The organism is Komagataeibacter rhaeticus (genome assembly GCF_011611525.1).
Classification (GTDB): domain Bacteria; phylum Pseudomonadota; class Alphaproteobacteria; order Acetobacterales; family Acetobacteraceae; genus Komagataeibacter; species Komagataeibacter rhaeticus.
On sequence record NZ_CP050139.1, the window covers coordinates 406,025 to 428,709 of the forward strand.

At 59.1% G+C, this 22,685-nt stretch carries 26 protein-coding genes and 2 pseudogenes; 20 read left to right on the forward strand and 8 right to left on the reverse strand.

All coding sequences use genetic code 11. The features are described from left to right. Positions 1–78: 78 nt before the first annotated feature. The 11 genes from traA (GWK63_RS01970) (at position 79) to GWK63_RS02020 (ending at position 8,601) form a co-directional block, all read left to right on the forward strand. On the forward strand, positions 79–3,456 hold the full coding sequence (traA, locus tag GWK63_RS01970; protein ID WP_166498088.1) for a Ti-type conjugative transfer relaxase TraA: 3,378 nt from the start codon (positions 79–81) through the stop codon (positions 3,454–3,456). A 46-nt stretch (positions 3,457–3,502) separates the two neighbouring features. After that, positions 3,503–3,925, forward strand: coding sequence for a putative toxin-antitoxin system toxin component, PIN family (locus GWK63_RS01975; protein WP_007396294.1), 423 nt, complete (start codon positions 3,503–3,505; stop codon positions 3,923–3,925). A gap of 80 nt (positions 3,926–4,005) precedes the next feature. Continuing rightward, positions 4,006–4,185: a toxin-antitoxin system HicB family antitoxin gene (locus GWK63_RS01980; RefSeq protein ID WP_240471409.1), complete on the forward strand. Its 180-nt coding sequence runs from the start codon at positions 4,006–4,008 to the stop codon at positions 4,183–4,185. An 86-nt stretch (positions 4,186–4,271) separates the two neighbouring features. After that, positions 4,272–4,523, forward strand: coding sequence for a FitA-like ribbon-helix-helix domain-containing protein (locus GWK63_RS01985; protein ID WP_039733231.1), 252 nt, complete (start codon positions 4,272–4,274; stop codon positions 4,521–4,523). Continuing rightward, positions 4,520–4,942, forward strand: a complete 423-nt coding sequence (locus GWK63_RS01990; RefSeq protein ID WP_007396297.1) for a type II toxin-antitoxin system VapC family toxin — start codon at positions 4,520–4,522, stop codon at positions 4,940–4,942. Before GWK63_RS01985 ends, GWK63_RS01990 begins: the two co-directional genes overlap by 4 nt. Positions 4,943–5,006: 64 nt before the next feature. Further along, positions 5,007–5,201, forward strand: a complete 195-nt coding sequence (locus GWK63_RS01995; RefSeq protein WP_010512461.1) for a type II toxin-antitoxin system VapB family antitoxin — start codon at positions 5,007–5,009, stop codon at positions 5,199–5,201. Further along, complete coding sequence (gene vapC / locus GWK63_RS02000) at positions 5,198–5,590, forward strand: type II toxin-antitoxin system VapC family toxin (RefSeq protein ID WP_007396299.1); 393 nt, start codon at positions 5,198–5,200, stop codon at positions 5,588–5,590. Before GWK63_RS01995 ends, vapC (GWK63_RS02000) begins: the two co-directional genes overlap by 4 nt. Positions 5,591–5,882: 292 nt before the next feature. Continuing rightward, the gene (locus GWK63_RS02005) at positions 5,883–6,551 is read left to right on the forward strand and encodes a DUF6118 family protein (protein ID WP_025439951.1); all 669 of its coding nucleotides are present in this window, start codon (positions 5,883–5,885) and stop codon (positions 6,549–6,551) included. A gap of 314 nt (positions 6,552–6,865) precedes the next feature. Further along, positions 6,866–7,573: a Fic family protein gene (locus tag GWK63_RS02010; protein WP_223846617.1), complete on the forward strand. Its 708-nt coding sequence runs from the start codon at positions 6,866–6,868 to the stop codon at positions 7,571–7,573. A 163-nt stretch (positions 7,574–7,736) separates the two neighbouring features. After that, entirely contained in the window at positions 7,737–8,186 is a 450-nt protein-coding gene (locus GWK63_RS02015) for a hypothetical protein (RefSeq protein ID WP_240919162.1), read from the forward strand. An 85-nt stretch (positions 8,187–8,271) separates the two neighbouring features. Further along, positions 8,272–8,601 (forward strand): transposase, encoded by a 330-nt coding sequence (locus GWK63_RS02020; RefSeq protein WP_240919163.1) that lies wholly within the window; start codon positions 8,272–8,274, stop codon positions 8,599–8,601. Here GWK63_RS02020 and GWK63_RS02025 read toward each other — a convergent pair. Then, on the reverse strand, positions 8,598–9,650 hold the full coding sequence (locus GWK63_RS02025) for a replication initiator protein A (protein ID WP_039998278.1): 1,053 nt from the start codon (positions 9,648–9,650) through the stop codon (positions 8,598–8,600). The genes GWK63_RS02020 and GWK63_RS02025 overlap by 4 nt on opposite strands. Positions 9,651–10,428: 778 nt before the next feature. Between GWK63_RS02025 and GWK63_RS02030 the strand changes: the two genes are divergently transcribed. From GWK63_RS02030 to GWK63_RS02040, 3 genes are all read left to right on the forward strand, one after another. Beyond that, positions 10,429–10,713: a BrnT family toxin gene (locus GWK63_RS02030; protein WP_007396255.1), complete on the forward strand. Its 285-nt coding sequence runs from the start codon at positions 10,429–10,431 to the stop codon at positions 10,711–10,713. Positions 10,714–10,717: 4 nt separating this feature from the next. Next, entirely contained in the window at positions 10,718–10,960 is a 243-nt protein-coding gene (locus GWK63_RS02035) for a BrnA antitoxin family protein (protein WP_191011410.1), read from the forward strand. An 85-nt stretch (positions 10,961–11,045) separates the two neighbouring features. Continuing rightward, positions 11,046–11,300 carry a hypothetical protein gene (locus GWK63_RS02040; RefSeq protein ID WP_007396253.1) on the forward strand — a complete coding sequence of 85 codons (255 nt, stop codon included), beginning with the start codon at positions 11,046–11,048 and terminating at the stop codon, positions 11,298–11,300. Between the two features lie 96 nt (positions 11,301–11,396). Here the strand turns inward: GWK63_RS02040 and GWK63_RS02045 are convergent, their stop codons facing one another. Together GWK63_RS02045 and GWK63_RS02050 are read right to left on the reverse strand one after the other, a co-directional pair. After that, a complete protein-coding gene (locus GWK63_RS02045; protein WP_007396251.1) occupies positions 11,397–11,636 on the reverse strand; it encodes a conjugal transfer protein TraD in 240 nt (79 codons plus the stop codon). Positions 11,637–11,700: 64 nt separating this feature from the next. After that, on the reverse strand, positions 11,701–12,060 hold the full coding sequence (locus GWK63_RS02050) for a conjugal transfer protein TraD (protein WP_039998277.1): 360 nt from the start codon (positions 12,058–12,060) through the stop codon (positions 11,701–11,703). Positions 12,061–12,156: 96 nt separating this feature from the next. Between GWK63_RS02050 and traA (GWK63_RS02055) the strand changes: the two genes are divergently transcribed. The 5 genes from traA (GWK63_RS02055) (at position 12,157) to GWK63_RS02075 (ending at position 16,848) form a co-directional block, all read left to right on the forward strand. Further along, positions 12,157–15,243 carry a Ti-type conjugative transfer relaxase TraA gene (gene traA, locus GWK63_RS02055; protein WP_166498089.1) on the forward strand — a complete coding sequence of 1,029 codons (3,087 nt, stop codon included), beginning with the start codon at positions 12,157–12,159 and terminating at the stop codon, positions 15,241–15,243. 54 nt (positions 15,244–15,297) lie between these two features. Then, positions 15,298–15,492 (forward strand): type II toxin-antitoxin system VapB family antitoxin, encoded by a 195-nt coding sequence (locus GWK63_RS02060; protein WP_007396246.1) that lies wholly within the window; start codon positions 15,298–15,300, stop codon positions 15,490–15,492. Then, positions 15,489–15,881: a type II toxin-antitoxin system VapC family toxin gene (gene vapC / locus GWK63_RS02065; RefSeq protein WP_007396245.1), complete on the forward strand. Its 393-nt coding sequence runs from the start codon at positions 15,489–15,491 to the stop codon at positions 15,879–15,881. The genes GWK63_RS02060 and vapC (GWK63_RS02065) overlap by 4 nt, the downstream gene beginning before the upstream one ends. A 25-nt stretch (positions 15,882–15,906) precedes the next feature. Further along, positions 15,907–16,044, forward strand: coding sequence for a hypothetical protein (locus GWK63_RS02070; RefSeq protein WP_039998276.1), 138 nt, complete (start codon positions 15,907–15,909; stop codon positions 16,042–16,044). A 132-nt stretch (positions 16,045–16,176) separates the two neighbouring features. Then, positions 16,177–16,848 (forward strand): DUF6118 family protein, encoded by a 672-nt coding sequence (locus tag GWK63_RS02075; RefSeq protein ID WP_039998275.1) that lies wholly within the window; start codon positions 16,177–16,179, stop codon positions 16,846–16,848. 258 nt (positions 16,849–17,106) lie between these two features. Here the strand turns inward: GWK63_RS02075 and GWK63_RS02080 are convergent, their stop codons facing one another. From GWK63_RS02080 to GWK63_RS02095, 4 genes and pseudogenes are all read right to left on the reverse strand, one after another. Beyond that, the gene (locus GWK63_RS02080; RefSeq protein ID WP_276510564.1) at positions 17,107–18,822 is read right to left on the reverse strand and encodes a molybdopterin-dependent oxidoreductase; all 1,716 of its coding nucleotides are present in this window, start codon (positions 18,820–18,822) and stop codon (positions 17,107–17,109) included. 41 nt (positions 18,823–18,863) lie between these two features. Further along, positions 18,864–19,247 (reverse strand): annotated as a pseudogene (locus tag GWK63_RS02085) (integrase core domain-containing protein); the annotation flags it as partial. A gap of 267 nt (positions 19,248–19,514) precedes the next feature. Further along, positions 19,515–20,536, reverse strand: a pseudogene (locus GWK63_RS02090) (IS110 family RNA-guided transposase). Between the two features lie 339 nt (positions 20,537–20,875). Beyond that, positions 20,876–21,064 carry a hypothetical protein gene (locus GWK63_RS02095; RefSeq protein ID WP_112209847.1) on the reverse strand — a complete coding sequence of 63 codons (189 nt, stop codon included), beginning with the start codon at positions 21,062–21,064 and terminating at the stop codon, positions 20,876–20,878. A gap of 80 nt (positions 21,065–21,144) precedes the next feature. On the opposite strand from GWK63_RS02095, the gene GWK63_RS02100 reads away from it, so the two are divergent. Continuing rightward, entirely contained in the window at positions 21,145–21,702 is a 558-nt protein-coding gene (locus GWK63_RS02100) for a phosphate-starvation-inducible PsiE family protein (protein ID WP_112209845.1), read from the forward strand. Between the two features lie 465 nt (positions 21,703–22,167). Here GWK63_RS02100 and GWK63_RS02105 read toward each other — a convergent pair whose 3' ends face one another. Further along, positions 22,168–22,650, reverse strand: a complete 483-nt coding sequence (locus GWK63_RS02105; RefSeq protein WP_112210156.1) for an Hsp20 family protein — start codon at positions 22,648–22,650, stop codon at positions 22,168–22,170. Positions 22,651–22,685 lie beyond the last annotated feature (35 nt).

Genomic DNA, 22,685 nt, shown 5'->3' on the forward strand with positions numbered 1-22,685 from the left:
GTGGCACAGTAAAATGTGAGTGCGCGCTTATATGTCACTTCGTGACATGCGCTTAAAGGATGTGATAAGATCGCGTCCATGGCGATCTATCACCTGCATGCAAAGGTCATCAGCCGTGCCACCGGCCGGAGCGCCGTGGCGGCGGCAGCCTATCGTGCAGCGTCCCGCCTGCATGATTTGCGGCTAGATCGCGACCATGACTTTTCCAACAAGAGCGGCGTGGTGCATTCCGAGATCCTGCTGCCCGATGGCGCGCCGGAACGGTTTCTTGATCGTGCGACCCTATGGAACGAGGTCGAGGCGATCGAGAAGCGCAGGGATGCCCAGCTTGCCCGCGAAGTAGAGTTTTCAATCCCGCGCGAAATGACCCAGGCGCAGGGGATCGCGCTGGCACGGGATTTCGTGCGGGAGCAGTTCGTGGAACGCGGCATGGTGGCCGATCTCAATGTGCATTGGGATATTGGCGAAGACGGACAGGCGAAGCCCCATGCCCATGTGATGCTGTCCACGCGGCGGATCGAAGTCAGAACCGGAGAGGCTGTGCATGGAAGACGAGACGGAATCCCGCATCCTGAACGAGGCGGCGGGGGCGCATACGACATCACGCCGGATCCTGGACCTGATGGAGCAGAAAGGGGAGGACGATCCACTCAAGCTCATGATCCGTCTGCTGACGGAAATTCGGGAGACGCAGCGCGGCATCCTGCTGAAGCTCTCGACGCTGGAGAAGCGCTTGCAGCGGCTGGAAGAACAGCGCGACTGATTGCTGCGGCACGGTTGCGGCATGAAGGCCTGGGGCTGGCGCAGGATCAGCCTTCCATCGGGTTCGGTGCGAAAGAGCGTTCATGGAATGACAGGGATCTGCTGCTGACATGGCGGGAGCGGTGGGCGTCGCTCGCCAATGAACGGCTGGCCGAGCTGGACCTCGATGTGCGGATCGACCATCGGTCGTTCGCCGCACAGGGGATCGACCTTGAGCCACAGAACAAGATCGGTCCGGCCGGGATGCGCCGGGAAGAGCGGGGCGAGGACGCGGAGCGGGTTGCCGATCATCTGGAGATCGCGCGGCGCAATGGGGAAAGGTTGCTGGCCGAGCCGCATGTGGCGCTGGAGGCGCTGACGCGACAGCAGAGCACGTTTACCCGGCGGGACCTGGCGCGGTTCGTGGACCGGCATACGGCAGACGCAGAACAGTTCAGTGCTGTCATGGTTCGGGTGGAGGCGTGTCCAGAGTTGGTCGCGCTCGGGAAAGATGGTCATGGGCGGGAACGGTTCTCCACATGGGAGATGATCGGGGTCGAGCAGCGTCTGGAAGAGGCATCGCTCGCGATGGGACAGTCCCAGGGTCATGCGGTGCCGCTGGCGGTGCGTCGGGCGGCGATGGCGCGGGACGGGCTTGGGGACGAGCAGGCGCTGGCGGTGGGCGAGGTCACGAAGTCCCGCGACCTGTCCGTGGTGGTCGGGTATGCCGGGACGGGGAAGAGCACCATGCTGGGTGTCGCCCGCGCGGCATGGGAAGAGGCCGGGTATCGGGTGCGCGGGGCAGCGCTGTCGGGGATTGCAGCGGAAGGGCTGGAATCCGGGTCCGGGATCGAGAGCCGGACGCTGGCCTCCCTGGAGCGTGCGTGGGCGCGTGGGTTCGACCTGCTGGAGCGCGGGGATGTGCTGGTGGTGGATGAGGCCGGCATGGTGGGGTCACGGCAGATGGAGCGGGTGCTGTCGGCCGCGCGTGGTGCCGGGGCCAAGGTGGTGCTGGTGGGTGATCCCGAGCAGTTGCAGGCGATCGAGGCTGGTGGTGCGTTCCGGGCGGTAGCCGAGCGGGTCGGGTCTGTGGAAATCACGACGGTGCGCCGGCAGCGTGAAGGCTGGCAGCAGGCGGCCACGAAAGAGCTTGCAACCGGGCGGACGGATAGGGCGCTGGAGCGCTATGAGGCGGCCGGCCTGGTGTGCGGGCATGACACGCTGGAAGAGGCGCGGGCCGGGGTAGTGGCCGGGTGGGATGAAGCGCGTCAGGCCGCGCCAGAGGAAAGCCAGATCATGCTGGCGCATCGGCGTGTCGATGTGCGGGCGCTGAACGAGGCGGCGCGGGAGATCCGGCGGGACGCGGGTGAACTGGGTGATGATGTGCTGGTGCCGACCGCCCAGGGCGAGCGGGTGTTCGCGGACGGGGAGCGTATCTACTTCCTGCGCAATGACCGGGCGCTGGGGGTGAAGAACGGCACGCTGGGCACGGTGCGGGGCATCACGGGGTCGGTCGAGGCCGGGGATCTCGTGCTGTCGGTGCAGCTCGACGGGCCGGGTGGTGCCGGGACTGGCCGGGTCGTGTCCGTGTCGGTGGCTGATTATGACGCGCTGGATCATGGCTATGCGGCCACCATTCACAAATCGCAGGGTGTGACGGTGGACCGGGCGCATGTGCTGGCGACGGGGAGCCTGGACCGGCACGGGGCCTATGTGGCGCTGTCGCGCCACCGGGAGAGCGTGTCCGTTCATTGGGGCCGGGATGATGTCGGCGACCGGGACGGGCTGGTGCGGCGGCTGTCGCGCGAGCGGCTGAAGGATACCACGCTGGATTACCTGCATGTCCGGGATCGGGATGCCGGGTTTGCGCGACGACGCGAGCTGCATGTCCCCGAGAGCGAGATCGTGGTGGAGCGTGAGAAGGCTGCCTCTGGCCCCCAGAAGGACAGGCAGGCCGAAGCTGTCCGTACGCCAGATCCGGCACCGGCACAGCGGAAGCGTGGGATGTTCGACGGGCTGGACCTGTCCGTGAGGCTTGGTCGTCGCACATCGGAAAAAGACGTGTCGGCCGGGATGAATGCCGGGGCCAGTAAGGGGGAAAGTGGGGTTGAGCGTGAAGCTCCCGCCTCGCCCTTTGCCGGGTTGCGGCTGCCGCGTGTGCAGCGCGCGCAGGTGCCTGCCGGGCTGGGCGGGTTTGTGCCGGGTGGTGATCCGCTCCACCAGGCGGTGGAGCAGTATGCGCGGGCGGTGCGGGACATCGGGCGCATGGTGGAGCAGGACCTGCCGGTGCTGGAGCACCAGAAGAAGGCATGGCTTGACGCCAGCACGGCCCTGGAACGGCTACGGCCCGGGGCGGTGATCGCTCTGGAAACCGCCGTGAAGCATGAGCCGGAGATCCGGCAGGCCCTGTACGGGCTGGAAGGGCCGGCACGGGCGCGCAGGCTGGTCGAGGGGCTGGAGCACGAGGACAAGGTGCGGCATTCCCCCGAGTTGCGGGCTGCGCGGTTCGTGAAGGCGTGGGACGGGCTGAGCCGCGAGCAGCAGGGTGTGGCGCTTAAGGAGCTGCAGCGGGACGCGCCGCTTGAGTCCCTCCTGCGGCAGAAGGGGCACGAACTGGGCGTCCGGAAGGGATCGACGCTCGATCATGGATTGCAGCCGCAGCGCACGCGCTCGCTGTCGCGCTCCAGGGGGCGGGATATGGATATGGGGATGTAGGAGATTTTGATTTACGTTAACCAGTGACGTCATATATGATGTCACTATGCGCGTTGTTCTTGATACGGATGTTGTTCTTTCGGGATTCATGTCACCGGACGGAGCGTCCCGGCAGCTTTTGCTGGGGGCCTTGGATGGGAATTTCAGTCTGCTGCTCTCCACGACCCTCCTGGTCGAATACGAGGCGGTGTTGCGTCGCTCTGAAAATCTTTTCCGAATGGGCGTTCAGGGGGATGAAGTTCTGGAGGTTCTTGATGGACTTGCAGGGTGCTGCGTGCCGGTTTCTTTTGATTACAGGTGGCGACCGACAGGTGCGCATGGTGATGATGAACTTGTGGTTGAGACAGCGATCAACGGGAATGCGGATGCGATCGCCACGTTCAATCTGAAAGACATGCAGCGGGCCGTATCACGGTTCGGTATTCCAGCAGTGCGGCCAGGTGTTCTTTTGCGAAGGATGAGAGGATGAGTAGCAGTAAAATCCAGCTTCGGCTTCCGGAAGATATGCGGGAAGCCGCAACGCGTCAGGCGGCGCTTTCAGGTGTCAGCATGAACCTTTTTGTTGCGACGGCTGTCGCGGCCCGGCTGGGTGGGCAGGCAGAAGCGGAACGGTATTTTTCCGCACGGGCGACACGGACCACGCCTGCTCGTGCCAAAGCGCTTCTGGAGCGGATCGGAACAAAGGGGCAGATCAGGGACGATGATCGTCTGGACGTGCCGGAAAACTGAATCTGGATGAGGGGATATAGGGTTTTTCTGGAAAAATATCGAAATGATATTTATGATATCAATCTTGAGAAATGAGGAGTCCTGTCATGTCTTCTGTGGTTATTCGTAATCTTCCGGAAGAGACGCATCGGGCGCTGAAGGCGCAGGCCATGCTGCATGGACGCAGTACGGAAGCGGAGATCCGGACCATTCTGGAAGCGGCCGTCCGGCCGCCGCAGCGGGTCCGGCTGGGATCGCTTCTGGCGTCCATCGGTCGGGAGGCCGGTGTGTGTGATCAGGATATTGCGGCCTTGCAGAGCCGCGATCAGACCCCGGCCGAGCCGATGTCCTTCGAATGATCCTGCTCGATACAAATGTGATCTCGGAGCCGTGGAAGCCCGTCCCGGAGCAGCGTGTTCTGGCCTGGATCGATGGACAGGCGATCGAGACGCTTTTTCTGTCTGCCGTCACGGTGGCGGAACTGCGTTTCGGGATCGGGGCGATGCCGTCTGGTCGGCGGCGTTCTGTACTGCATGAGCGGCTGGAACAGGAGGTATTGCCCTTGTTCGCGGGGCGTGTCCTGTCGTTCGATCTGGCGGCGTCCCAGGCCTATGCCGAACTGATGGTGCGGGCCAGGTCAGAAGGTCGGGCGATTGGCAAGGCAGATGGCTATATTGCAGCAACCGCTGCATCCCGGGGTTATGTCGTGGCCAGCCGCGACGTGTCTCCTTTCGAGGCGGCTGGTGTGCGGGTTCTCAATCCGTGGGAGGATACCTGATGTCCTGCGGCATGCTTGAGAGCGGATGATTTAATGTGTATGATTTCTATTGGAGATACACATCATGCGAACAAACATCATCATTGACGATGCCCTCATGACAGATGCGCTGAAGGCGTCTGGTGTCAAAACCAAGAAGGAAGCGGTCGAACTCGGGTTGCGGACGCTGATCAGGCTGAAGCAGCAGCGGGAACTCCGTACCTTGCGGGGGAAGCTCGACTGGCAGGGTGATCTGGATGCCATGCGTTCCGACGCATGATCCTGGTGGATTCCTCGGTCTGGATCGATTTTTTCCGGGGTACGGTGACGCCACAGGTTGATGTTCTGGACCGGCTTCTGGGAGAAGAACCTGTCGCCATTGGGGATCTGATGATGACGGAAGTTCTCCAGGGATTTGCGAGTGAGCGGGATTTCAACACGGCACGGCGGATGCTTGGTGCCCTGGATCTGGTGGAGATCGGGGGACGTGATGTCATGATCGAGGCGGCACGATATTTTCGTGACCTGCGCGGCAGAGGCATCACCATCCGGAAGACCATTGATACCCTGATTGCCACACGATGCATCGTAAGCGGGTATCGGCTTCTTTACAGTGACCGGGACTTTGATCCGTTTGTGACACATCTGGGGCTGGAACGGGCTGCCTGATCGGGGGGCAGGCTACCGGGGGAGGGATGTTGTGCAGGAAGAAGAACAAGCCGTTTGTCAGGAGACAGCGCATCTTCTGAGTAGTCCGCGTAATGCGGAAAGATTGCGACGGACTATTCAGAACGCGGCTTCAGACAGTCGGCCAAACAGGCTTACGCTCCTGGCAATGGAAGAAGGGCGAAGGCGGCTGCTTTTCGGGAAGCAGGAAAGGGCCGGAACGCAAGAGGCTGGTCAGGATGATGATCGTCTGGACGTGCCGGAAAACTGAATCTGGATGAGGGGGCTTTCCATCATGAGCGAGACGGATCCGGCCGCGCGCGCCTTTGAGGATCTGTGCGCCGAAATGACGGTGCTCCGGCGCAGCGTGGAAGCGCTGCCCCAGGCATGGCGGGACAACCGGCCGCCAGACTACACACCGGACCTGGCCAGACTGGTGAAAGCCCTGAATGAAGTGGGCGCGCGCATGAAGGCGATCGAGGCCAGTCCGACGCTGAAGATGACGCCGCAGGCCTATGGGCAGGGGGTACGCCAGGCAGGGCTTTCTGTCAGTCAGGACATGCAGGCTGCCTTTCATACCGCGATCCGTGCGGTGCAGGTGGAGCGGCAGCAGCTGACCGACATTGTCGGGCAGGCGCGCACCCAGGACCGTCAGAACTGGTGGGTGCTGAAGGTCGGGCTGGCCTGTCTGGCTGTCGGGATCGGGTTCTCGCCTATCCTGACCTATCTCCTGCCGTCATCACTGGGGACGCGCGTGGCCTCCTTTATCGTGGGCGGGCAGGATCGGTGGGAATCCGGTGCGTTGATGATGGAGGCCGACAATCCCGAAAGCCTGCGGCATATGGTCCGGGCCAACCGGCTTGTGGATGCCAGTCAGGACCGGATCGCCGCCTGCCAGAAAACAGCCAACGAGACGAAGGTGGATCAGCCCTGTGTCCTGACCATCCGGCCGGGTGGGTCGTAGGACGAACGTGGCCCTGACAACCGTATTGGACAGACCAACCGTTTTGCGACCTGACGGTCTTCTCGACTACGACTCATAGACATACCCGGAACCGACACTACGCCTACCCATAAATATCTGGTCTTCATACATCATTGCACCGTTGGTACGGGCATGCAGGAAAGGGGCTGCGAAAACCCGAGCCCCTTTAGCCATAACCCAGGTTGCAACAATGGAATGGCGGAGAAATGTCGCGTTAAAGGAACTTCGGTTTCTTTTACATGGCAGGAAAACGTGTTATTAATTACCTGTTTTTCTAACACGTAAGAATGATCATGTTAACGCCCACCTACGAGATTCATCGCTTGCCACCTCAGGTGGATCTGGAAACGGTTCCAGTCCTCAAGGCCTTGGCCAAGGCTAACCGGGCGCTAGCAGAACTGAAGGGACGGGCTGCGACCATTCCCAATCAGGGGATCCTGATCGATACGCTGGCCTTGCAGGAAGCAAAGGCGTCATCCGAGGTGGAGAACATCGTCACGACCCAGGATGAGCTCTTTCAGGCGGAACTGTTTCCTGAAGGACCGGACTCTGTCGCGGCCAAGGAAGTCGCCCTGTATCGCGATGCCCTGCATCTGGGCTTCCGGCAGTTGAAGGTGACGGACGGTCTGCTTCTGAACACGGGGCTGATCGCGATTTTCCAGATGCTCAAGAGACGGGAAGATGGATTTCGGACCACGCCAGGAACAGCCCTGAAGAACGAACGGACGGGTGAAGTTGTGTTTGTGCCACCCCAGGATGCCCGGGAAATCATCCGGTACATGTCGGATCTGGAGCGGTTCGTGAATGATGACGGGCTGTGTGATCTGGATCCCCTCATCAAGATGGCCCTGATCCACCATCAGTTTGAGAGTATCCATCCCTTTCCGGACGGAAATGGCCGGATCGGACGGATCCTGAACGTGCTGTATCTGACCCGGACAGAACTTCTAGATATCCCGATCCTCTATCTGTCGCGCTACATCACCCGTCATAAGTTGTGAGTGCTGGTTGTAATCTCCCCAAATGTGCTGGTTGAAAATTCCCCAGTTTGAGGACTGTGCGTGATCGTCATGGGGGCATGCCCCCATGACGATCACGCGGCACATTTATCCCTGCTGATGCCAAAGGAAGGGCGAGCAGGTGATAGGACTCAGGGAGGTCGTTTTGATCCAGGAACTCAAAAGACAGGGGCTCAGCATCAGCGCCATCGCGCGCCAGACAGGGCTCGATCGCAAGACAGTGAAGAAGTATCTGGCCAATGGGCTGGAGACTCCAGCCTATGCACCGCGTAAACCGGTGGCCAGCGCAGCAGAACCTTATCGAACCTATCTGTTGGAGCGGATGGCAAGTTATCCCGGACTTTCATCGCGCAGGCTGCATCGTGAAATTCGCGACATGGGATATGACGGTGCCTATTCATCGCTGACGGAATATCTCCGGCAAATCCGCCCCCCGCTGCCCAGGCCTTATGAGCGGCGCTTCGAGACCGGAGCCGGCGTTCAGGCGCAGGTCGATTTTGCGGAATTCCAGACAGTCTTCACCGGCGAGCCAGGCATCGTGCGCAAGGTCTGGTTGTTCAGCATGGTGCTGGGGCAAGCTCGAACAACGGATTGAAAGCGTTATCGCAGAGGCAGAAGAACTCTCCGCGAAAGCAGAACTTCTCCGCTCCATTCCTGGTATCGGCCCGGTATCAGTCTCCATGCTTCTCGCAGAAATGCCGGAACTCGGCCGTATGACGGCGACAGAAGCTGCTGCCATGGCCGGACTTGCACCAATGGCTCACGATAGTGGCGCGATGCGGGGGAAACGTGTCATTTCAGGGGGAAGAAGATCTCTCCGTCACGTCCTGTTCCAAGCAGGATTGGCAGCTGCCTCCCATAATCCTGTTCTGAAAGCTGTCGCCAAACGCATGAAACAGCGGGGTAAGCCACATAAACTGGTGATCGTCGCTATCGCACGGCGTCTCATCACAATCGCAAATGCTGTCCTCAAAACAGGCCTGCCATGGCGCATTAGCTCCGCCGCTTAAACACAGTTGCTAGCAAACCACGTCTCGCAGAATTTGATAAAATGTCGCTCAGGATTCTTCGGAGCGATCTCGTTATCACCCAGCCACATGCGCCATTCTCTTTCGAGATGATGCACATCCCACCCTGGCGCGATGTTCCGAGCGTCCCCGTAAATATCAGGATCAAGCGCCCCCATCCAAGCCTCGGTTGCTGGTTCGGCAGCTTTCATTGTGCCGCGATTGATGAATGTTACCATGTCTTTCTGAGGATCGAATTCGACACGGTAATCCGGTAGATGATCGCTTGCAGCGAGGTTCTTTATCATCTGTCGGAACAATTTTTCTGGGCTTTGAGAGCCTGATTTTTTCAGTAGGATCTCAAGAGAGGCTTTCCATGCCACTTGCTGACCGCAATGTTTGCGGGCTAGTTCGTAAACGCGTCGTTCCAGCGGTTTGCGTAGCCGGAAATAATCACGATTCAGTGTCAGAACATCATTACTCTTAATTGCATTAAAGACCCAATCCGACAGCTTGATCTCGCAATGCAACAGGCGACCGTCGAGGCCAAGTTTGCGGCGGATGGATGAAGCGTCGATCAGGCCAAAACCGTCTACCTGTTCTTCGTCGCCTGTGACAATGTTAGTGCGGATACGTGTGCCTTCAAGGCGGTCGAGGGCTTCGATAAGGGCTTTGTAGTCCTTACCTGCCGTCCCGCGATTGGTGAAAATGAGTAAGTCACGGCTGCTGATCCGTACCCGTTGCGATACTTTTTCCCCGGCCTTTAGTTTCGCCATAATCTGCGAAATACAGTAGATCAGAATATCTTTATCGTAGATTGTAGCAAGGCCCTTCACGCTTGGCGTGATTTCCAGCCATTGCCCATTATGTTCATAGCGACGAACGGAAGTCTCGGGTTTTTTCGATAAGGAATAGAACGGATGCTCCATTTGCGGCATCACGTCCTTAAGCACGGCATCTGCCACGTCGCAGATGAATAAGTCATGCTGCGGATGACGCTCCGGCAGGAGAGCCTCATGGATAACAGGCAGATTCGGGGTTTCAGATACCATGCCTCAAGTTCGGGGTTTTACATACTTGCGTCAAGTGATTCGGGGTTTTAAATACCAAACTGGAAAAAAAATGAGAAATTTCTATTTTATATCAATGTGTTAAATGGATACTAAAATCGCTTAACACAGAATCTGACACCTATTTAACACCTTCTTTGACCATCTAATCTGTGGATAACTTTTTATTCCCTAAAATTTCCAGGAAAATTGAACCCAAGCACCGCCTCTTGGGGGCTCCGCCCCCGCCGGCTCGCGGCCTACGGCCGCCCCGATCGTGCATAGCACGATCTGCCACCCGGCATCCCCCTGCTCGCCCTTTCAGGGCTGCGCTAAACGGACACGCCTACGGCGTGAAATCATAATCTGACGATGCATTCCGCATCGTCTTTCCACCAGCATCTTCCTCTCCCGCGTCGGCGCCTTTGGCGCCCTACGGGGCTCCCGCTCCGCGCTCGCCCGACGCCTGCAACACCAGAAGAACCGGGCAAGACCGTAATCTGCTCAAGACACATCAGAGTTTCGGCGATCTTTCGGCAGCTCACGTGTCGCAACATGCCCTCCAGACGGCACAGAATGGCCGTACAGGCGTTATCATGCGTGGTGGCTGGTTGGTTGTCCCATAACAGGAATTGCGTCTTGTAAGCTCCTCCCAGAGGGTTTGCCGCCATCATGGATGTATTCCAGCGCGAAATTCAAAGGGAACACTGTGGGAACGGAACGGGGACCATTGGGTTCTAATTGTGTTGCATCTGTGTAGACAAATGCCTATCTTACCTACATGAAGATTGCGGGTTTCGACTGGGATGACGGCAACTGGCCGAAATGTGGCAAGCATGGTGTCTCCCGTGCGGAAATCGAGCAGGTCCTGCTGGGAGAACCTGCCGTCATGGCTGATCCGCATCCAGGTGAGCCCCGGATGCGGGCCATTGGCAAAACTGAAGCCGGGCGTCACGTCTTTCTGGTCTTCATGTTCAGAACGATCAGCAACCAGACCCGGTTACGTCCCATCAGTGCCCGTTACATGCATCAGAAGGAGATCGATCACTATGAGCAGCAAACATAGGTCCATGCCCTCGCTGAACAGTGACAAAGCGGCTGAGGATTTCGTCGCGACAGCCGATCTGACCCAATATGACCTGTCCGGCTTCAAGCCGATGCGCTTTGAAATCGAACCCAAGGCGGCTGCCCTCAACATGCGCCTGCCAGCGTCTCTGCTGGACGCCGTGAAAGCCAGGGCGAAGGCAAAGGGCATCCCTTACACACGCTATGTCCGGATGCTGCTGGAGACCGATGTCGCTCAGGCGCGGTAAAGCTGTATTCCGACCAGAACAGAGGAGATCGGGCGATGTAGGTACGCTCGGAAATCACTCCGCGCGTCATGGAGGGAAAGCTCCCATGTCTCGCACCTATCATCACAGCCGCAAACACGGCCGGGACCATCGCTGGGCCAGCCGGCCGGATCGCTGTGGCTATGGAGGCTCACGTGATGCCTCTGAATCCCCCAACTGGTACAGCCATCTGCACGATATCCGTCCTGGCCGTCATCATGACAGGCATGTTGCCCACCTGATCATCAAGGGCGACCTTGATCCTCTCGAAGCGGTCTTTCCGTATACCGGAACCCGGCGCCCCCATGAATATTACTGGTAATCTTCAGCACGGGAACGATCTTTCGTTCCCGTGTCCCGCGAGGCCATCAGGGACGTGGATTTCGGGGGATGATCGTTCTCGACACCAACACCCTCATCAATCATGCTCACGGTCTGCATCGAAAACATGAAGCCCCGCACGTCTCCAGCGTGTTTTCAGGTCAGTCGAAGCGGTATCATTTTTTCCCTGAATCTGCCCCGCAATATCCAGAAACGCCCCGAGCAGGGTGGCGCGGTCATCATCGGTCAGATCGACCAGTCCCGCCTTCTGGACCAGCCCACCCAGTTCGATCAGATGATGGGTGCGTTCCCGTCGCGCTTTTGCCCAGTCGCGCATGTCGGTGCGTGCCTTTCGTGCCTGATGGCGATAGATCAGGGCTGCCTGCTTCCTGATCCGTCTTTCAAGCGTCAGAAGCTCCGTTTTGATCGTTTCCAGTTCCTTTCCGGCTACCCTTTTTTCCGCCTGTCTGAAAGAACGCCGTCCCCCGTTCGGTCCACCTCACGACGGCTTCGGGTTTGCCATCCGCCTGTTCAACAGCCGCCAGCAGTACACCGGCCAGAGCCTCGATCGACAGGGTATCGGCTCCCGTTGCCTCAACCAGTTCACCGAGCTGGATGGTCCGTTGCACCTTAAGTTGCTTCGTCTTTTCCTGAAGAGCCTTCAGTTCCGCATCAATGTCCCGTGGCCTGCGCATTTCTGGTCCCCTGCTTTCGCAATCTGTGCCATACTCTACCACACAGGAGAGAACCGCGTCACTCATCCGGACAGATCAATCCTTGTAGCGCAGTAAAATGTAAGTGCGCGCTTATACGTCACTTCGTGACGTGCGCTTAAGTGGTGTGATAGGATCGCGCTCATGGCGATCTATCACCTGCATGCAAAGGTCATCAGCCGTGCCACCGGCCGGAGCGCGGTGGCAGCGGCGGCCTATCGCTCGGCCTCGCGCCTGCATGACGACCGCCTTGATCGCTCCCATGACTTCACGAACAAGAGCGGCGTGGTGCATTCCGAGATCCTGCTGCCCGATGGTGCGCCGGAGCGGTTTCTTGATCGGTCTATTCTGTGGAACGAGCTCGAGGAGATCGAGAAGCGTAAGGATGCCCAGCTTGCCCGCGAGGTGGAGTTTTCAATCCCGCGCGAAATGACCCAGGCACAGGGGATTGCGCTGGCACAGGATTTCGTGCGGGAGCAGTTCGTGGAACGCGGCATGGTGGCCGATCTCAATGTGCATTGGGATATTGGCGAAGACGGACAGGCGAAGCCCCATGCGCATGTGATGCTATCCACGCGGTTAGTGGACGAGAACGGGTTTGGTGCGAAAGAACGCTCGTGGAACGACAGGGAACTCCTGCTGACGTGGCGTGAGCGATGGGCGTCGCTTGCTAATGAACGGCTGGCTGAGCTGGATCTGGATGTGCGGATCGATCATCGGTCATTTGCCGCGCAGGGGATCGACCTTGAGCCGCAGAACAAGATCGGTCCGGCCGGGATGCGCCGGGAGGAGCGGGGCGAGGACGCGGAACGGGCTGCCGATCATCTGGAGATCGCGCGGCGCAATGGCGAGAGGCTGCTGGCGGAACCGCATGTGGCGCTGGAGGCGCTGACGCGGCAGCAGAGCACGTTTACCCGGCAGGACCTGGCGCGGTTCTTGGACCGGCATACGGCGGATGCTGAACAGTTCAGTGCGGTCATGGTGCGGGTGGAGGCGTGTCCGGAACTGGTCGCCCTCGGGAAAGACGGTCATGGGCGGGAGCGGTTCTCTACGCGGGAGATGATCGGGGTCGAGCAGCGTCTGGAAGAAGCATCGCTTGCGATGGGGCAGTCCCAGGGGCATGCGGTGCCGCTGGCGGTGCGTCGGGCGGCAATGGCACGGGAAGGGTTGGGTGACGAGCAGGCGCTGGCGGTGGGCGAGGTCACGAAGTCCCGCGACCTGTCCGTGGTGGTGGGCTATGCCGGGACGGGGAAGAGCACCATGCTGGGTGTGGCCCGTGAGGCGTGGGAAGAGGCCGGGTATCGGGTGCGTGGAGCGGCGCTGTCGGGGATTGCGGCGGAAGGTCTGGAGGCCGGGTCCGGGATCGAGAGCCGGACGCTCGCCTCCCTGGAGCGCGCGTGGGAACGTGGGTTCGACCTGCTGGAACGCGGGGACGTGCTGGTGGTGGACGAGGCCGGCATGGTGGGGTCACGGCAGATGGAGCGGGTGCTGTCAGTCGCACGCGATGCCGGAGCCAAGGTGGTGCTGGTGGGCGATCCCGAGCAGTTGCAGGCGATCGAGGCGGGTGGTGCGTTCCGGGCAGTGGCCGAGCGTGTCGGGTCGGTGGAGATCACAACCGTACGCCGGCAGCGTGAAGGCTGGCAGCAGGCGGCCACGAAGGAGCTGGCGACCGGGCGCACCGGTGAGGCGCTAGGGCGTTATGAGGCGGCTGGCCTTGTGCGCGGGCATGAGACCCTGGAAGAGGCGCGGGCCGGGGTGGTGGCGGGGTGGGATGAAGCCCGTCAGGCCGCGCCAGAGGAAAGCCAGATCATGCTGGCGCACCGGCGTGTCGATATGCGGGCGCTGAACGAGGCGGCGCGCGAGATCCGCAGGGACGCGGGTGAGCTGGGCGAGGACGTGCTGGTGCCGACCGCGCAGGGCGAGCGGGTGTTTGCGGACGGGGAACGTGTCTACTTCCTGCGCAATGACCGGGAGCTGGGGGTGAAGAACGGCACGTTGGGTACGGTGCGGGGCATCGTGGGGTCGGTCGAGGCCGGAGATCTGTCACTGTCGGTGCAGCTCGACGGGGCAGGTGGTGCCGGGCGTGGCCGGGTCGTGTCCGTGTCAGTGGCGGATTATGACGCACTGGATCATGGCTATGCGGCCACCATCCATAAATCGCAGGGTGTGACGGTGGACCGTGCGCATGTGCTGGCGACGGGCAGCATGGACCGGCACGGGGCGTATGTGGCGCTCTCAAGGCATCGGGAGAGTGTGGCCGTCCATTGGGGCCGGGATGATGTGGGTGACCGGGACGGGCTGGTGAAGCGGCTGTCGCGCGAGCGCCTGAAGGATACCACGCTGGATTACCCGCAGATCCGGGATCGGGGTGCCGGGTTCGCGCGGCGGCGCGGGCTGTCTGTCCCCGAGAGCGAGATCGTGGTGGGGCGTGGCAAGGCGGCCTCTGGCCCCCAGAAGGACAGGCAGACCGAAGCGGTCCGTACGCCAGATCCGGCACCGGCGCAGCGGACGCGCGGGATGTTCGACGGGCTGGACCTGTCCGTGCGGCCGGGGCGTCGTGCGGCGGAGAAAGACGTATCGGCCGGGCAGGAGGCTGAGGCCGGGAAGGAGAGGGGTGAGGTTGAGCGTGAGGCTCCGGCCTCTCCCTTTGCGGGTTTGAGGTTGCCACGTGTGCAGCGTGGGCCGGTGCCGGCTGGTCTGGACGGGTTTGTGCCGGGGAGTGATCCGCTTCACCAGGCGGTGGAGCGATATGCGCGGGCCTGGGTGGATGCCGAGCGCATGGTGCGTCAGGAGCTGCCGGTGCTGGAGCATCAGAAGAAGGCGCTATTTGAAGCCGGGCGGGATCTGGAGCGGGTCCGGCGTGGCGGTGAGGCGGATCTGCGGGCGGCGCTGAAGCATCAGCCGGAGATCCGGCAGGCGTTGTATGGTCTGGAAGGGCCGGCGCGGGCGCGCAGGCTGGTCGAGGGGCTGGAGCATGAGGACAGGGTGCGGAAGAGTCCGGAATTGCGGGCGGCGCGGTTTGTGAAGACGTGGGACGAGCTGAGCCGCGAGCAGCAGGGTGTGGCGCTGAAGGAGCTGAAGCGGGACGTGCAGCTTGAGTCCATCCTGCGGGAGAAAAGTCGCGAGCTGGGCATCCGGAAGGGATCGACGCTCGATCACGGGCTGCATCCCCATCAGCGGGAGCACTCCCTGTCGCGGTCCAGGTCGCGCGGTATGGATATGGGGATGTAATCTGCTTGAGAGAGGCTACGTTGATGTGTATAATTTTCACTGGAGATACACATCATGCGAACCAACATCATTATTGACGATACCCTCATGACAGATGCGCTGAAGGCGTCTGGGGTCAAAACCAAGAAAGAAGCCGTCGAACTCGGATTGCGGACGCTGATCAGGTTGAATCAGCAGCGGCAACTGCGTTCCATGAAGGGCAGGCTGGAGTGGCAGGGTGATCTCGACGCCATGCGTTCCGACGCATGATTCTGGTCGATTCATCGGTCTGGATCGATTTTTTCCGGGGTACGGCGACGCCACAGGTTGATGCTCTGGACCGGTTTCTGGGAGAGGAACTGGTCGCCATTGGTGATCTGATGATGACGGAAGTTCTTCAGGGATTTGCGAGCGAACGGGATTTCAACAAGGCGCGGAGACTGCTTGGTGCTCTGGATCTGGTCGAGATCGGGGGGCGTGACGTCATGATCGAAGCGGCACGATATTTCCGTGATCTGCGCGGCAGAGGCATCACCATCCGGAAGACCATTGATACCCTGATTGCCACGCGATGCATCGTAAGTGGGTATCGGCTTCTCTATAGTGACCGGGACTTTGATCCGTTTGTGGTACATCTGGGGCTGGAGCGGGTTGTCTGATTTCAGCGTGGTGACTGGAGAGGACATGCAGAAAAAAGAAGCGGCCGTTCGGCTGGGATCACTTCTGGGGGCCATCGGTCGTGAGGTCGGTGTGCGTGATCAGGATGTCGCGGTCTTGCAGACCCGCGATCAGACCCCGGCCGAGGCAATGTCCTTCGAATGATCCTGCTGCTTGATACCAACGTGATCCTGGAGACGTGGAGGCCTGTCCCGGAGCCGCGTGTTCTGCCAGCCACGACGTGTCGCCTTTCGAGGCAGCCGATGTGCGGGTTTTTAATCCATGGGAGGACGTCTGATGTCAGAGGAAGGTTCGGCGCAGCGCGCGTTTGATGATCTGCGTGCTGAAATATCGGTGCTCCGGCGCAGTATGGAAGCATTGCCGCAGGCGTGGCGGGAGAACCGGCCGCCGGATTACACGGAGGATCTGGCCCGCGTTGTAAAAGCCATGAACGCGGTTAGTACGCGGATGAAGGCGATCGAGGACACTCCAACGCTGAAAATGACGCCTCAGGCGTATGGGCAGGGAATACGTCAGGCAGGGCTTTCTGCCAGTCAGGAGATACAGGCAGCGTTTCAGGAAGCGATAGGTGAGGTTCAGGGTGAGCGTCAGAAGCTTGCTCATATTATTGGTCAGTCCCGTCATCAGGACCGTCAGAACTGGTGGCTGTTAGGGGTGGGTCTTGCCTGTCTTGTTGTAGGGATCGGGTTGTCGCCTGTGCTGGCTTATCTCCTGCCTTCTTCTGTCGGGACGCGGGTGGCATCCTTTATCGTTGGGGAGAAAGATCGCTGGAACTCAGGGGCCATGATGATGGCGATCAGCAATCCTGAAGGCTGGCAACGTGTACGTGAGGACAGCCAGCTGGTTGAGACCAACAGAGACAGGATTGCAGCTTGCCAGAAAGCGGCATCGGGTCAGGAAAAAACTCAGAAACCCTGTATCATCACTGTTCCGGCACAACAGGAATAGTTCTGAGGGGATAAAAGCCGATAGCAGAATATGACGTGTCAAAGAAACCGGATTTCTTTGACGGATTATCCGGACGTGTTAGAAAAAACGCATATCGCTACCACGTTGGGATGTCATGTTAACGCCAACCTACCTTATTCGGCCTTTGCCGCCTCAGAGCCTGAATCAGAAAGCGGTTTGATTGATTTTTCGCAGAACTCTGCGGAACCGGGTATAGCTTATCAAGCCCACAAAACTGTCCGAACGGACGGGTCCACCTCAGTGCGCCCAGCCGCCGCCGTTCTGCCCTATGCACCCACACAGCATGAGCATGTTCAGAATAGCACGGTACGTCATGTCCATATTGTACCAATGGTTGAGGCCTGCCCCCAGAATAACCATGGAGCGCCCCTGCGTAGCTTCCGCATTTCGGGCAAAGCCGCGTGCTACAGCAATACATCTTTCACGCGGCACACCGGTAATGGCCTCCTGCCAAGCGGGCGTACCGGGCACATTACTCTCATAATCCGGCAACGCGGTAGCGTCCGCAGAAAGCCCATAATGTGCGGTCATTAAATCAAAAACAGTGGCGCACTGGACATGCTCGCCTGTTTTCAGGGCTATGCTTCGTACCGGAACCTTACGGGCATGAACTGGCTCGGCCTCATTCAAACCAAAGCGCCCGTCTCCACCAAAATATGGAAACAGTACTGTGGCCATCTCTCCACTCTCACCCAGAGAAAGAGACGGTGTTAAGGGCGCACCTGTTACGGCATCAAATGGTTCAAGGTTCCATTTCCCCTCGTTTTCCCACCGAAAACCGGCAGACCCGCGCGGCATAGCAGGGCAGGCCTGTTCCCGGTCCCAAACCAGAGGCTTCCAGTCAGCTTCTGTGGTGTGGTACCGGTCATCCGCCAGATCAGCCGCGCGGAGCAGCCTGCCGGGTTTCTGACCTGCATCGCTGGGGTCCAGGATCACCAGAAATGGAAGGTCTGTGTACCGGGTTGCATAGTCCTGAAAATAAGGGACCTGACGTTCAAGATAGAACTCACGAAGAATGACATGCACCATGGCCAATGCCAGTGCAGAGTCCGTTCCTTGGCGAGGGTGCAGCCATAAATCTGCAAATTTAGCGACTTCAACATAGTCCGGAGCAATGACTACACTTTTTGCGCCCCGATACCGTGCTTCTGTATAAAAATGAGCATCGGGTGTGCGGGTCATGGACACATTGGAGCCCCAGACCAGCAGATAGCCCGAATTATACCAGTCAAGACTTTCTGGCACGTCTGTCTGGTCACCAAATGTCTGAGGGGACGCGGGAGGTAGGTCACAATACCAGTCATAAAAAGACAGGCATGTTCCGCCAAGAAGGCTTAAATAGCGTGTTCCGGCAGCGTAACTCAGCATAGACATGGCTGGAATGGGCGAAAAGCCCACAAGCCTGTCAGGCCCCCATGTTTTGATGGTATGGATATTTGCTGCGGCAATCAGTTCGTTTGCCTCATCCCAAGACACCCGAACAAAGCCCCCCAGCCCACGCTGTGCCTGATAACTCTGACGGGCGACCGGGTCGTTTTGGATGGCTGCCCAAGCTGAGACCGCATCCAGCGTCTTACGTTTTTCGCGCCACAACTCAACCAGCCGTTTGCGCACCAGCGGGTAGCGAATACGGTTACTGCTATACAGATACCATGAGTAGCTTGCGCCACGCGGGCAGCCACGTGGTTCGTGGTTGGGCATATCTGGTCGCGTGCGCGGGTAATCGGTCTGTTGTGTTTCCCACGTGACCAGACCACTTTTAACATAGATCTTCCAACTGCAACTGCCGGTGCAGTTCACGCCATGCGTTGACCGGACAATTTTCTCACTCTCCCACCGGGACCGGTAGGTATCCTCCCATGCCCGGCTTTCATCTGTATTGACGCCATGGCCACCCGCAAACTTACCTTGATATTTTTTGAAAAAGAGAAGTCTGTCGATGAGTTGGCTCATAGGGTAATCCCCCCATTTTTAGTCGGGCGTTGAATGAGAATTCAGGCAGCTGTTTTTAGTTTCTGGGCGGGGGTTAGCCCGCTGTTCCCCATGTTGGGTCTGTCATGGTTATATGTCCAGAGCCATTGTGTTGCGACCTCCTGCACGTCCTGAATGCTTTCAAACAAATACTGCTCCAGCCATTCCTGCCGGACAGTTCTGTTGTAGCGTTCAATATAGGCGTTCTGCTGCGGATTACCCGGTTGCGTATAGATCAGGGTAATCCCCTGTTTTTCGGCCCATGAAACCAACGTATGACTGACATATTCAGGGCCATTATCCATTCGGATGGCTTCTGGCCTGCCACGCCACTCCATAACCTGTTCCAGGCAGCGGACAACCCGACAGGCCGGCAGGGAAAAATCAACCTCGACGCGGATTTCTTCTGTGGTTGCCGTCCGTTATGCAAGAGTTTTCTGACCCATATTGACGTGTGATCGTGTGCGGTCTTCTGTAAGGCCTGTTGATGTGGCCTTTCAGAAGCCACTGGCCAGTATGGTGATCAGCGGATCAGATCCAAATCTCACAGGCGTGCTTTAAAGCACAGAGAAATCCACTGGTTTTTCCGATCCGGATCAGACGATCATGCGCCCATTCAGGTCATCGCCCTCTCACACCCCTACCGGTTCCATCCGCGGGAGCCGAGCCATCGCTCAGGCTGCCAGGGACAGGGCCGGATCCCGATAATCCTCCTGTTTTGTTGCCATGGCCCAGATGGCTCGTGCCATCCTGTTGGCCAGCGCAATGGCTACCAGCATACGGGCTTGCGGGCCAGCATCCGTGCCAGCCAGCTTCCCGGTGCAGGGGCCTTACGGCTGGCCCAGTTCACCTGGGTCATGGCGCCCATGATGAGAAGCCTGCGGATATCAGCCTGCCCGGCTTTTGATATCTTCCCCAGCCTTTCCTTTCCGCCAGATGAGAACTGACGGGGCACCAGCCCCAGCCACGCAGCAAAGTCGCGCCCGCGCCGGAAGCTCTGCAGGTCAGGCGCAAAAGCTTCAATCGCAAGAGCGGTCAGAGGACCCACTCCAGGCATGCTCTGCAATCTGCAGGTGTTTTCACTTTCCTGGGCAAGCATCCTGATCTTCTTTGTTCTGACATCAATCCGCACACTCTGCTCCGAAATCTGTCGCAGCAGATCAAGGCATTCCTGCTTCACAGCCTCTGGCAGAACCGCCTCATCCAGCATGGCTTCAATGTGTCTGATATGCGCAATCCCCTGTGGCACGACGAGACCGAATTCATACAGAACGGCACGCAGGGCATTCACCAGTTCCGTGCGCTGGTGCACCAGACGCTGCCGGGCCCGGAAAAGAACGCCACGCGCCTGCTGCGCTTCAGTGCGTGGTTCGACAAAGCGCATTTCCGGCTGACGGGCCGCAATGACGATCGCTTCCGCATCAGCAGCATCGTTCTTCTGGCGCTTCACGAAAGGCTTCACATACTGCGGAGCGATCAGTCTGACCTCGTGACCAGCTCCTGCCAGTTCGCGAGCCCAGTAATGCGCGCTCCCGCACGCTTCAAGAACGACCAGAGCAGGCGGCTGCGTGGCCATGAACTGCATAAACTGCTGACGACGCAGCTTTTTGCGAAACATCACCTCGCCCGCACGCGAAGCTCCATGAACCTGGAAAATGTTCTTTGCCAGATCAACGCCTATCACTGTATCCTTCATCTGCCGTCCTTTCGCGCAGTCGTTTCTTCCAACGACCATTCTGGCACATTGCGATGCCGTGCGGGGAGGACGGCAACCACCCCATCTCGCTGGAGAACCGCGTCATATCCGGAAGCGACGACCGTCGCCGTGGTCAGAAGACTCCTGCCTGTCGCTGACCGCACGCACATGGCCAAGGCCCTGGGCTGGTCGTTGGGAGACCTCGAAAACCAGCTGACATCGGCCTTGCCAAAGGCCGTGCGAGATCATGCCAGAACATTGTCCTGTCGCCTGCCACGCTGGCAGCGGCTTTGAACCGGATGTGCGCCGGAAGGGCCACGAGCCCTTCCGGACACTGATTCAATCCGCATGGGGGTCCGCATCCACATCCGAGGGATCGAGCGGTTCGACCAGTCTTTCCTTGTCCGGATCAATTGGTGGCTCCTCTTCGTCAGGCGCCGGACGCGGGCGCTGTTCCTTCTCCGGAGAAGGAAGCGGAGGCGGTTCGAACGGGCGGTGAGCGCCCATGATCTGTAACGTATCCTGCATGGGGTATTCTCCATCACGGAAAGAAAAATCAGACCCAGGACGTGGGAACTATAACTCAATTCATAGATGGGAAAACGGCTATGGAAGACCTCTCCATGAAACGTTCCTGGCAGAGCAGGGACTGGTCTCGTTTCATCAAGCTGTTCAGGGGCCTGACATTCTACGAGCGTTTTGAACAGGCGGTCATTCTGACCCTGATTGCGCTCATCATGCTGGTCACCGCCATCGCGACGATTCATCTGATCGGCGCGGTATGGCATCTGGTCGTCGATGTCGGAATCGATCCGATCAACCAGACGGTCTTCCAGGCGATTTTTGGCGCGATCTTTACTGTTATCATCGCTCTTGAGTTCAAACACTCCCTGCTGGTCGTTCTTGCCCAGCATGAGAACGTCATCCGGGTGCGGACCATCGTCCTGATCGCCCTCCTGGCGATTGCCCGCAAATTCATCCTGCTGGATCTGCATGATGTGACTGCCATGGAACTGTTCGCTCTCTCGGCGGCTGTTCTGGCGCTGGGCGTCGTCTACTGGCTGGTCCGCGAGCAGGATGCGCGTGTCGCGCGCGATGCCAGGGAACAGGCCCATCTCGAAGATAATCCTGCGGCCGGCTATGAGCCTGAACGGTCTTCATCCTGAAGAATCGAGGTAAAGGCGGTCTATAACGCCGCCTTTACTCAATCCCCACTACGTCCCGTGCGATGAGGACGTCTTCTTCGCCGTCTCTGACCCTGACGGTGCCAGATGATCTGTGTCGATGGGCCGGAACGGCGGAATGGGTTGTCCGGGATAATAGACCGGCCCCTTGTAGTTCTGATCCAACTGGCTTGCGTTCAAGCTGTCGACCAGCATATCACCTGTGCCGTCTTCGTAATGAGTGCGAGCCCCGGTTTTGGGGATTGTGGACGTTCCCTCAGTCGCCCTCGCATCGAACGATGTTGCAGCCGTCCGGACAATATCACCAGCATGTGCGACCGACTGGCTCAGTAGAGACAAGCCCAGAGCAGCGCACGACAGAGATATTTTCATCCTCTTCATGCTCATGACCTTTCGAGATTCTTCCCCGGCCGGATGAATGGCCGGGGAAGAGTTTTCGTCACGCCATCAGGCTGCCTCTTTCCGCACCTCGATCTGGGGCACGGCTTCCTCCGCACGTGTTGTAGAGGACGTAATCGCGATACGACGCGGCTTCATCGCTTCGGGTATCTCACGTTTCAGGGTAATGGACAGAAGTCCGTTCTCGAAGTGCGCACCGGTGACTTTCATATGCTCGGCCAGATCGAAGCGGCGTTCGAATTCTCTGCCCGCAATACCCCGATGGAGATATTCGGCGGCGCTTTGCGGCTCCAGCGCCTTTCGTCCTGTCACGACAAGAGTATTACGCTCCTGTGTGATCGTAAGGTCATTCTCGGCAAGTCCGGCAACCGCCATGTCGATCCGGTAATCATCCTCACCGGTCTTGACGATATCGTAAGGCGGCCAGTTATCGACCGTCGGAATCCGGCTGGCGAGATCAAGGGCATTGAGCATTCTGTCAAAACCCACGCTCGAACGGAACAGGGGAGCAAAATCAACGGTGGCTCTCATAGCCATATCCTCCTTTGAGCAACATGGACACAAGA

What these genes read in the sequence shown, in the direction of transcription:
- GWK63_RS01985 (WP_039733231.1), top strand. Translation starts at nt 4,272, where the DNA reads ATGTCTTCTGTGGTTATTCGTAATCTTCCGGAAGAGACGCATCGGGCG.
- GWK63_RS02100 (WP_112209845.1), top strand. Translation starts at nt 21,145, where the DNA reads ATGGAAGACCTCTCCATGAAACGTTCCTGGCAGAGCAGGGACTGGTCT.
- GWK63_RS02080 (WP_276510564.1), bottom strand. Translation starts at nt 18,822, where the DNA reads ATGAGCCAACTCATCGACAGACTTCTCTTTTTCAAAAAATATCAAGGT.
- GWK63_RS02045 (WP_007396251.1), bottom strand. Translation starts at nt 11,636, where the DNA reads ATGCGCGACTGGGCAAAAGCGCGACGGGAACGCACCCATCATCTGATC.
- traA (WP_166498089.1), top strand. Translation starts at nt 12,157, where the DNA reads ATGGCGATCTATCACCTGCATGCAAAGGTCATCAGCCGTGCCACCGGC.
- GWK63_RS01995 (WP_010512461.1), top strand. Translation starts at nt 5,007, where the DNA reads ATGCGAACAAACATCATCATTGACGATGCCCTCATGACAGATGCGCTG.
- traA (WP_166498088.1), top strand. Translation starts at nt 79, where the DNA reads ATGGCGATCTATCACCTGCATGCAAAGGTCATCAGCCGTGCCACCGGC.
- GWK63_RS02105 (WP_112210156.1), bottom strand. Translation starts at nt 22,650, where the DNA reads ATGAGAGCCACCGTTGATTTTGCTCCCCTGTTCCGTTCGAGCGTGGGT.
- GWK63_RS02035 (WP_191011410.1), top strand. Translation starts at nt 10,718, where the DNA reads ATGCCCTCGCTGAACAGTGACAAAGCGGCTGAGGATTTCGTCGCGACA.
- GWK63_RS02040 (WP_007396253.1), top strand. Translation starts at nt 11,046, where the DNA reads ATGTCTCGCACCTATCATCACAGCCGCAAACACGGCCGGGACCATCGC.
- GWK63_RS02075 (WP_039998275.1), top strand. Translation starts at nt 16,177, where the DNA reads ATGTCAGAGGAAGGTTCGGCGCAGCGCGCGTTTGATGATCTGCGTGCT.
- GWK63_RS02095 (WP_112209847.1), bottom strand. Translation starts at nt 21,064, where the DNA reads ATGCAGGATACGTTACAGATCATGGGCGCTCACCGCCCGTTCGAACCG.
- vapC (WP_007396299.1), top strand. Translation starts at nt 5,198, where the DNA reads ATGATCCTGGTGGATTCCTCGGTCTGGATCGATTTTTTCCGGGGTACG.
- GWK63_RS01990 (WP_007396297.1), top strand. Translation starts at nt 4,520, where the DNA reads ATGATCCTGCTCGATACAAATGTGATCTCGGAGCCGTGGAAGCCCGTC.
- GWK63_RS02050 (WP_039998277.1), bottom strand. Translation starts at nt 12,060, where the DNA reads ATGAGTGACGCGGTTCTCTCCTGTGTGGTAGAGTATGGCACAGATTGC.
- GWK63_RS02005 (WP_025439951.1), top strand. Translation starts at nt 5,883, where the DNA reads ATGAGCGAGACGGATCCGGCCGCGCGCGCCTTTGAGGATCTGTGCGCC.
- GWK63_RS02070 (WP_039998276.1), top strand. Translation starts at nt 15,907, where the DNA reads ATGCAGAAAAAAGAAGCGGCCGTTCGGCTGGGATCACTTCTGGGGGCC.
- GWK63_RS01980 (WP_240471409.1), top strand. Translation starts at nt 4,006, where the DNA reads ATGAACCTTTTTGTTGCGACGGCTGTCGCGGCCCGGCTGGGTGGGCAG.
- GWK63_RS02060 (WP_007396246.1), top strand. Translation starts at nt 15,298, where the DNA reads ATGCGAACCAACATCATTATTGACGATACCCTCATGACAGATGCGCTG.
- GWK63_RS02030 (WP_007396255.1), top strand. Translation starts at nt 10,429, where the DNA reads ATGAAGATTGCGGGTTTCGACTGGGATGACGGCAACTGGCCGAAATGT.
- GWK63_RS02025 (WP_039998278.1), bottom strand. Translation starts at nt 9,650, where the DNA reads ATGGTATCTGAAACCCCGAATCTGCCTGTTATCCATGAGGCTCTCCTG.
- vapC (WP_007396245.1), top strand. Translation starts at nt 15,489, where the DNA reads ATGATTCTGGTCGATTCATCGGTCTGGATCGATTTTTTCCGGGGTACG.
- GWK63_RS01975 (WP_007396294.1), top strand. Translation starts at nt 3,503, where the DNA reads ATGCGCGTTGTTCTTGATACGGATGTTGTTCTTTCGGGATTCATGTCA.
- GWK63_RS02010 (WP_223846617.1), top strand. Translation starts at nt 6,866, where the DNA reads ATGTTAACGCCCACCTACGAGATTCATCGCTTGCCACCTCAGGTGGAT.
- GWK63_RS02020 (WP_240919163.1), top strand. Translation starts at nt 8,272, where the DNA reads ATGCTTCTCGCAGAAATGCCGGAACTCGGCCGTATGACGGCGACAGAA.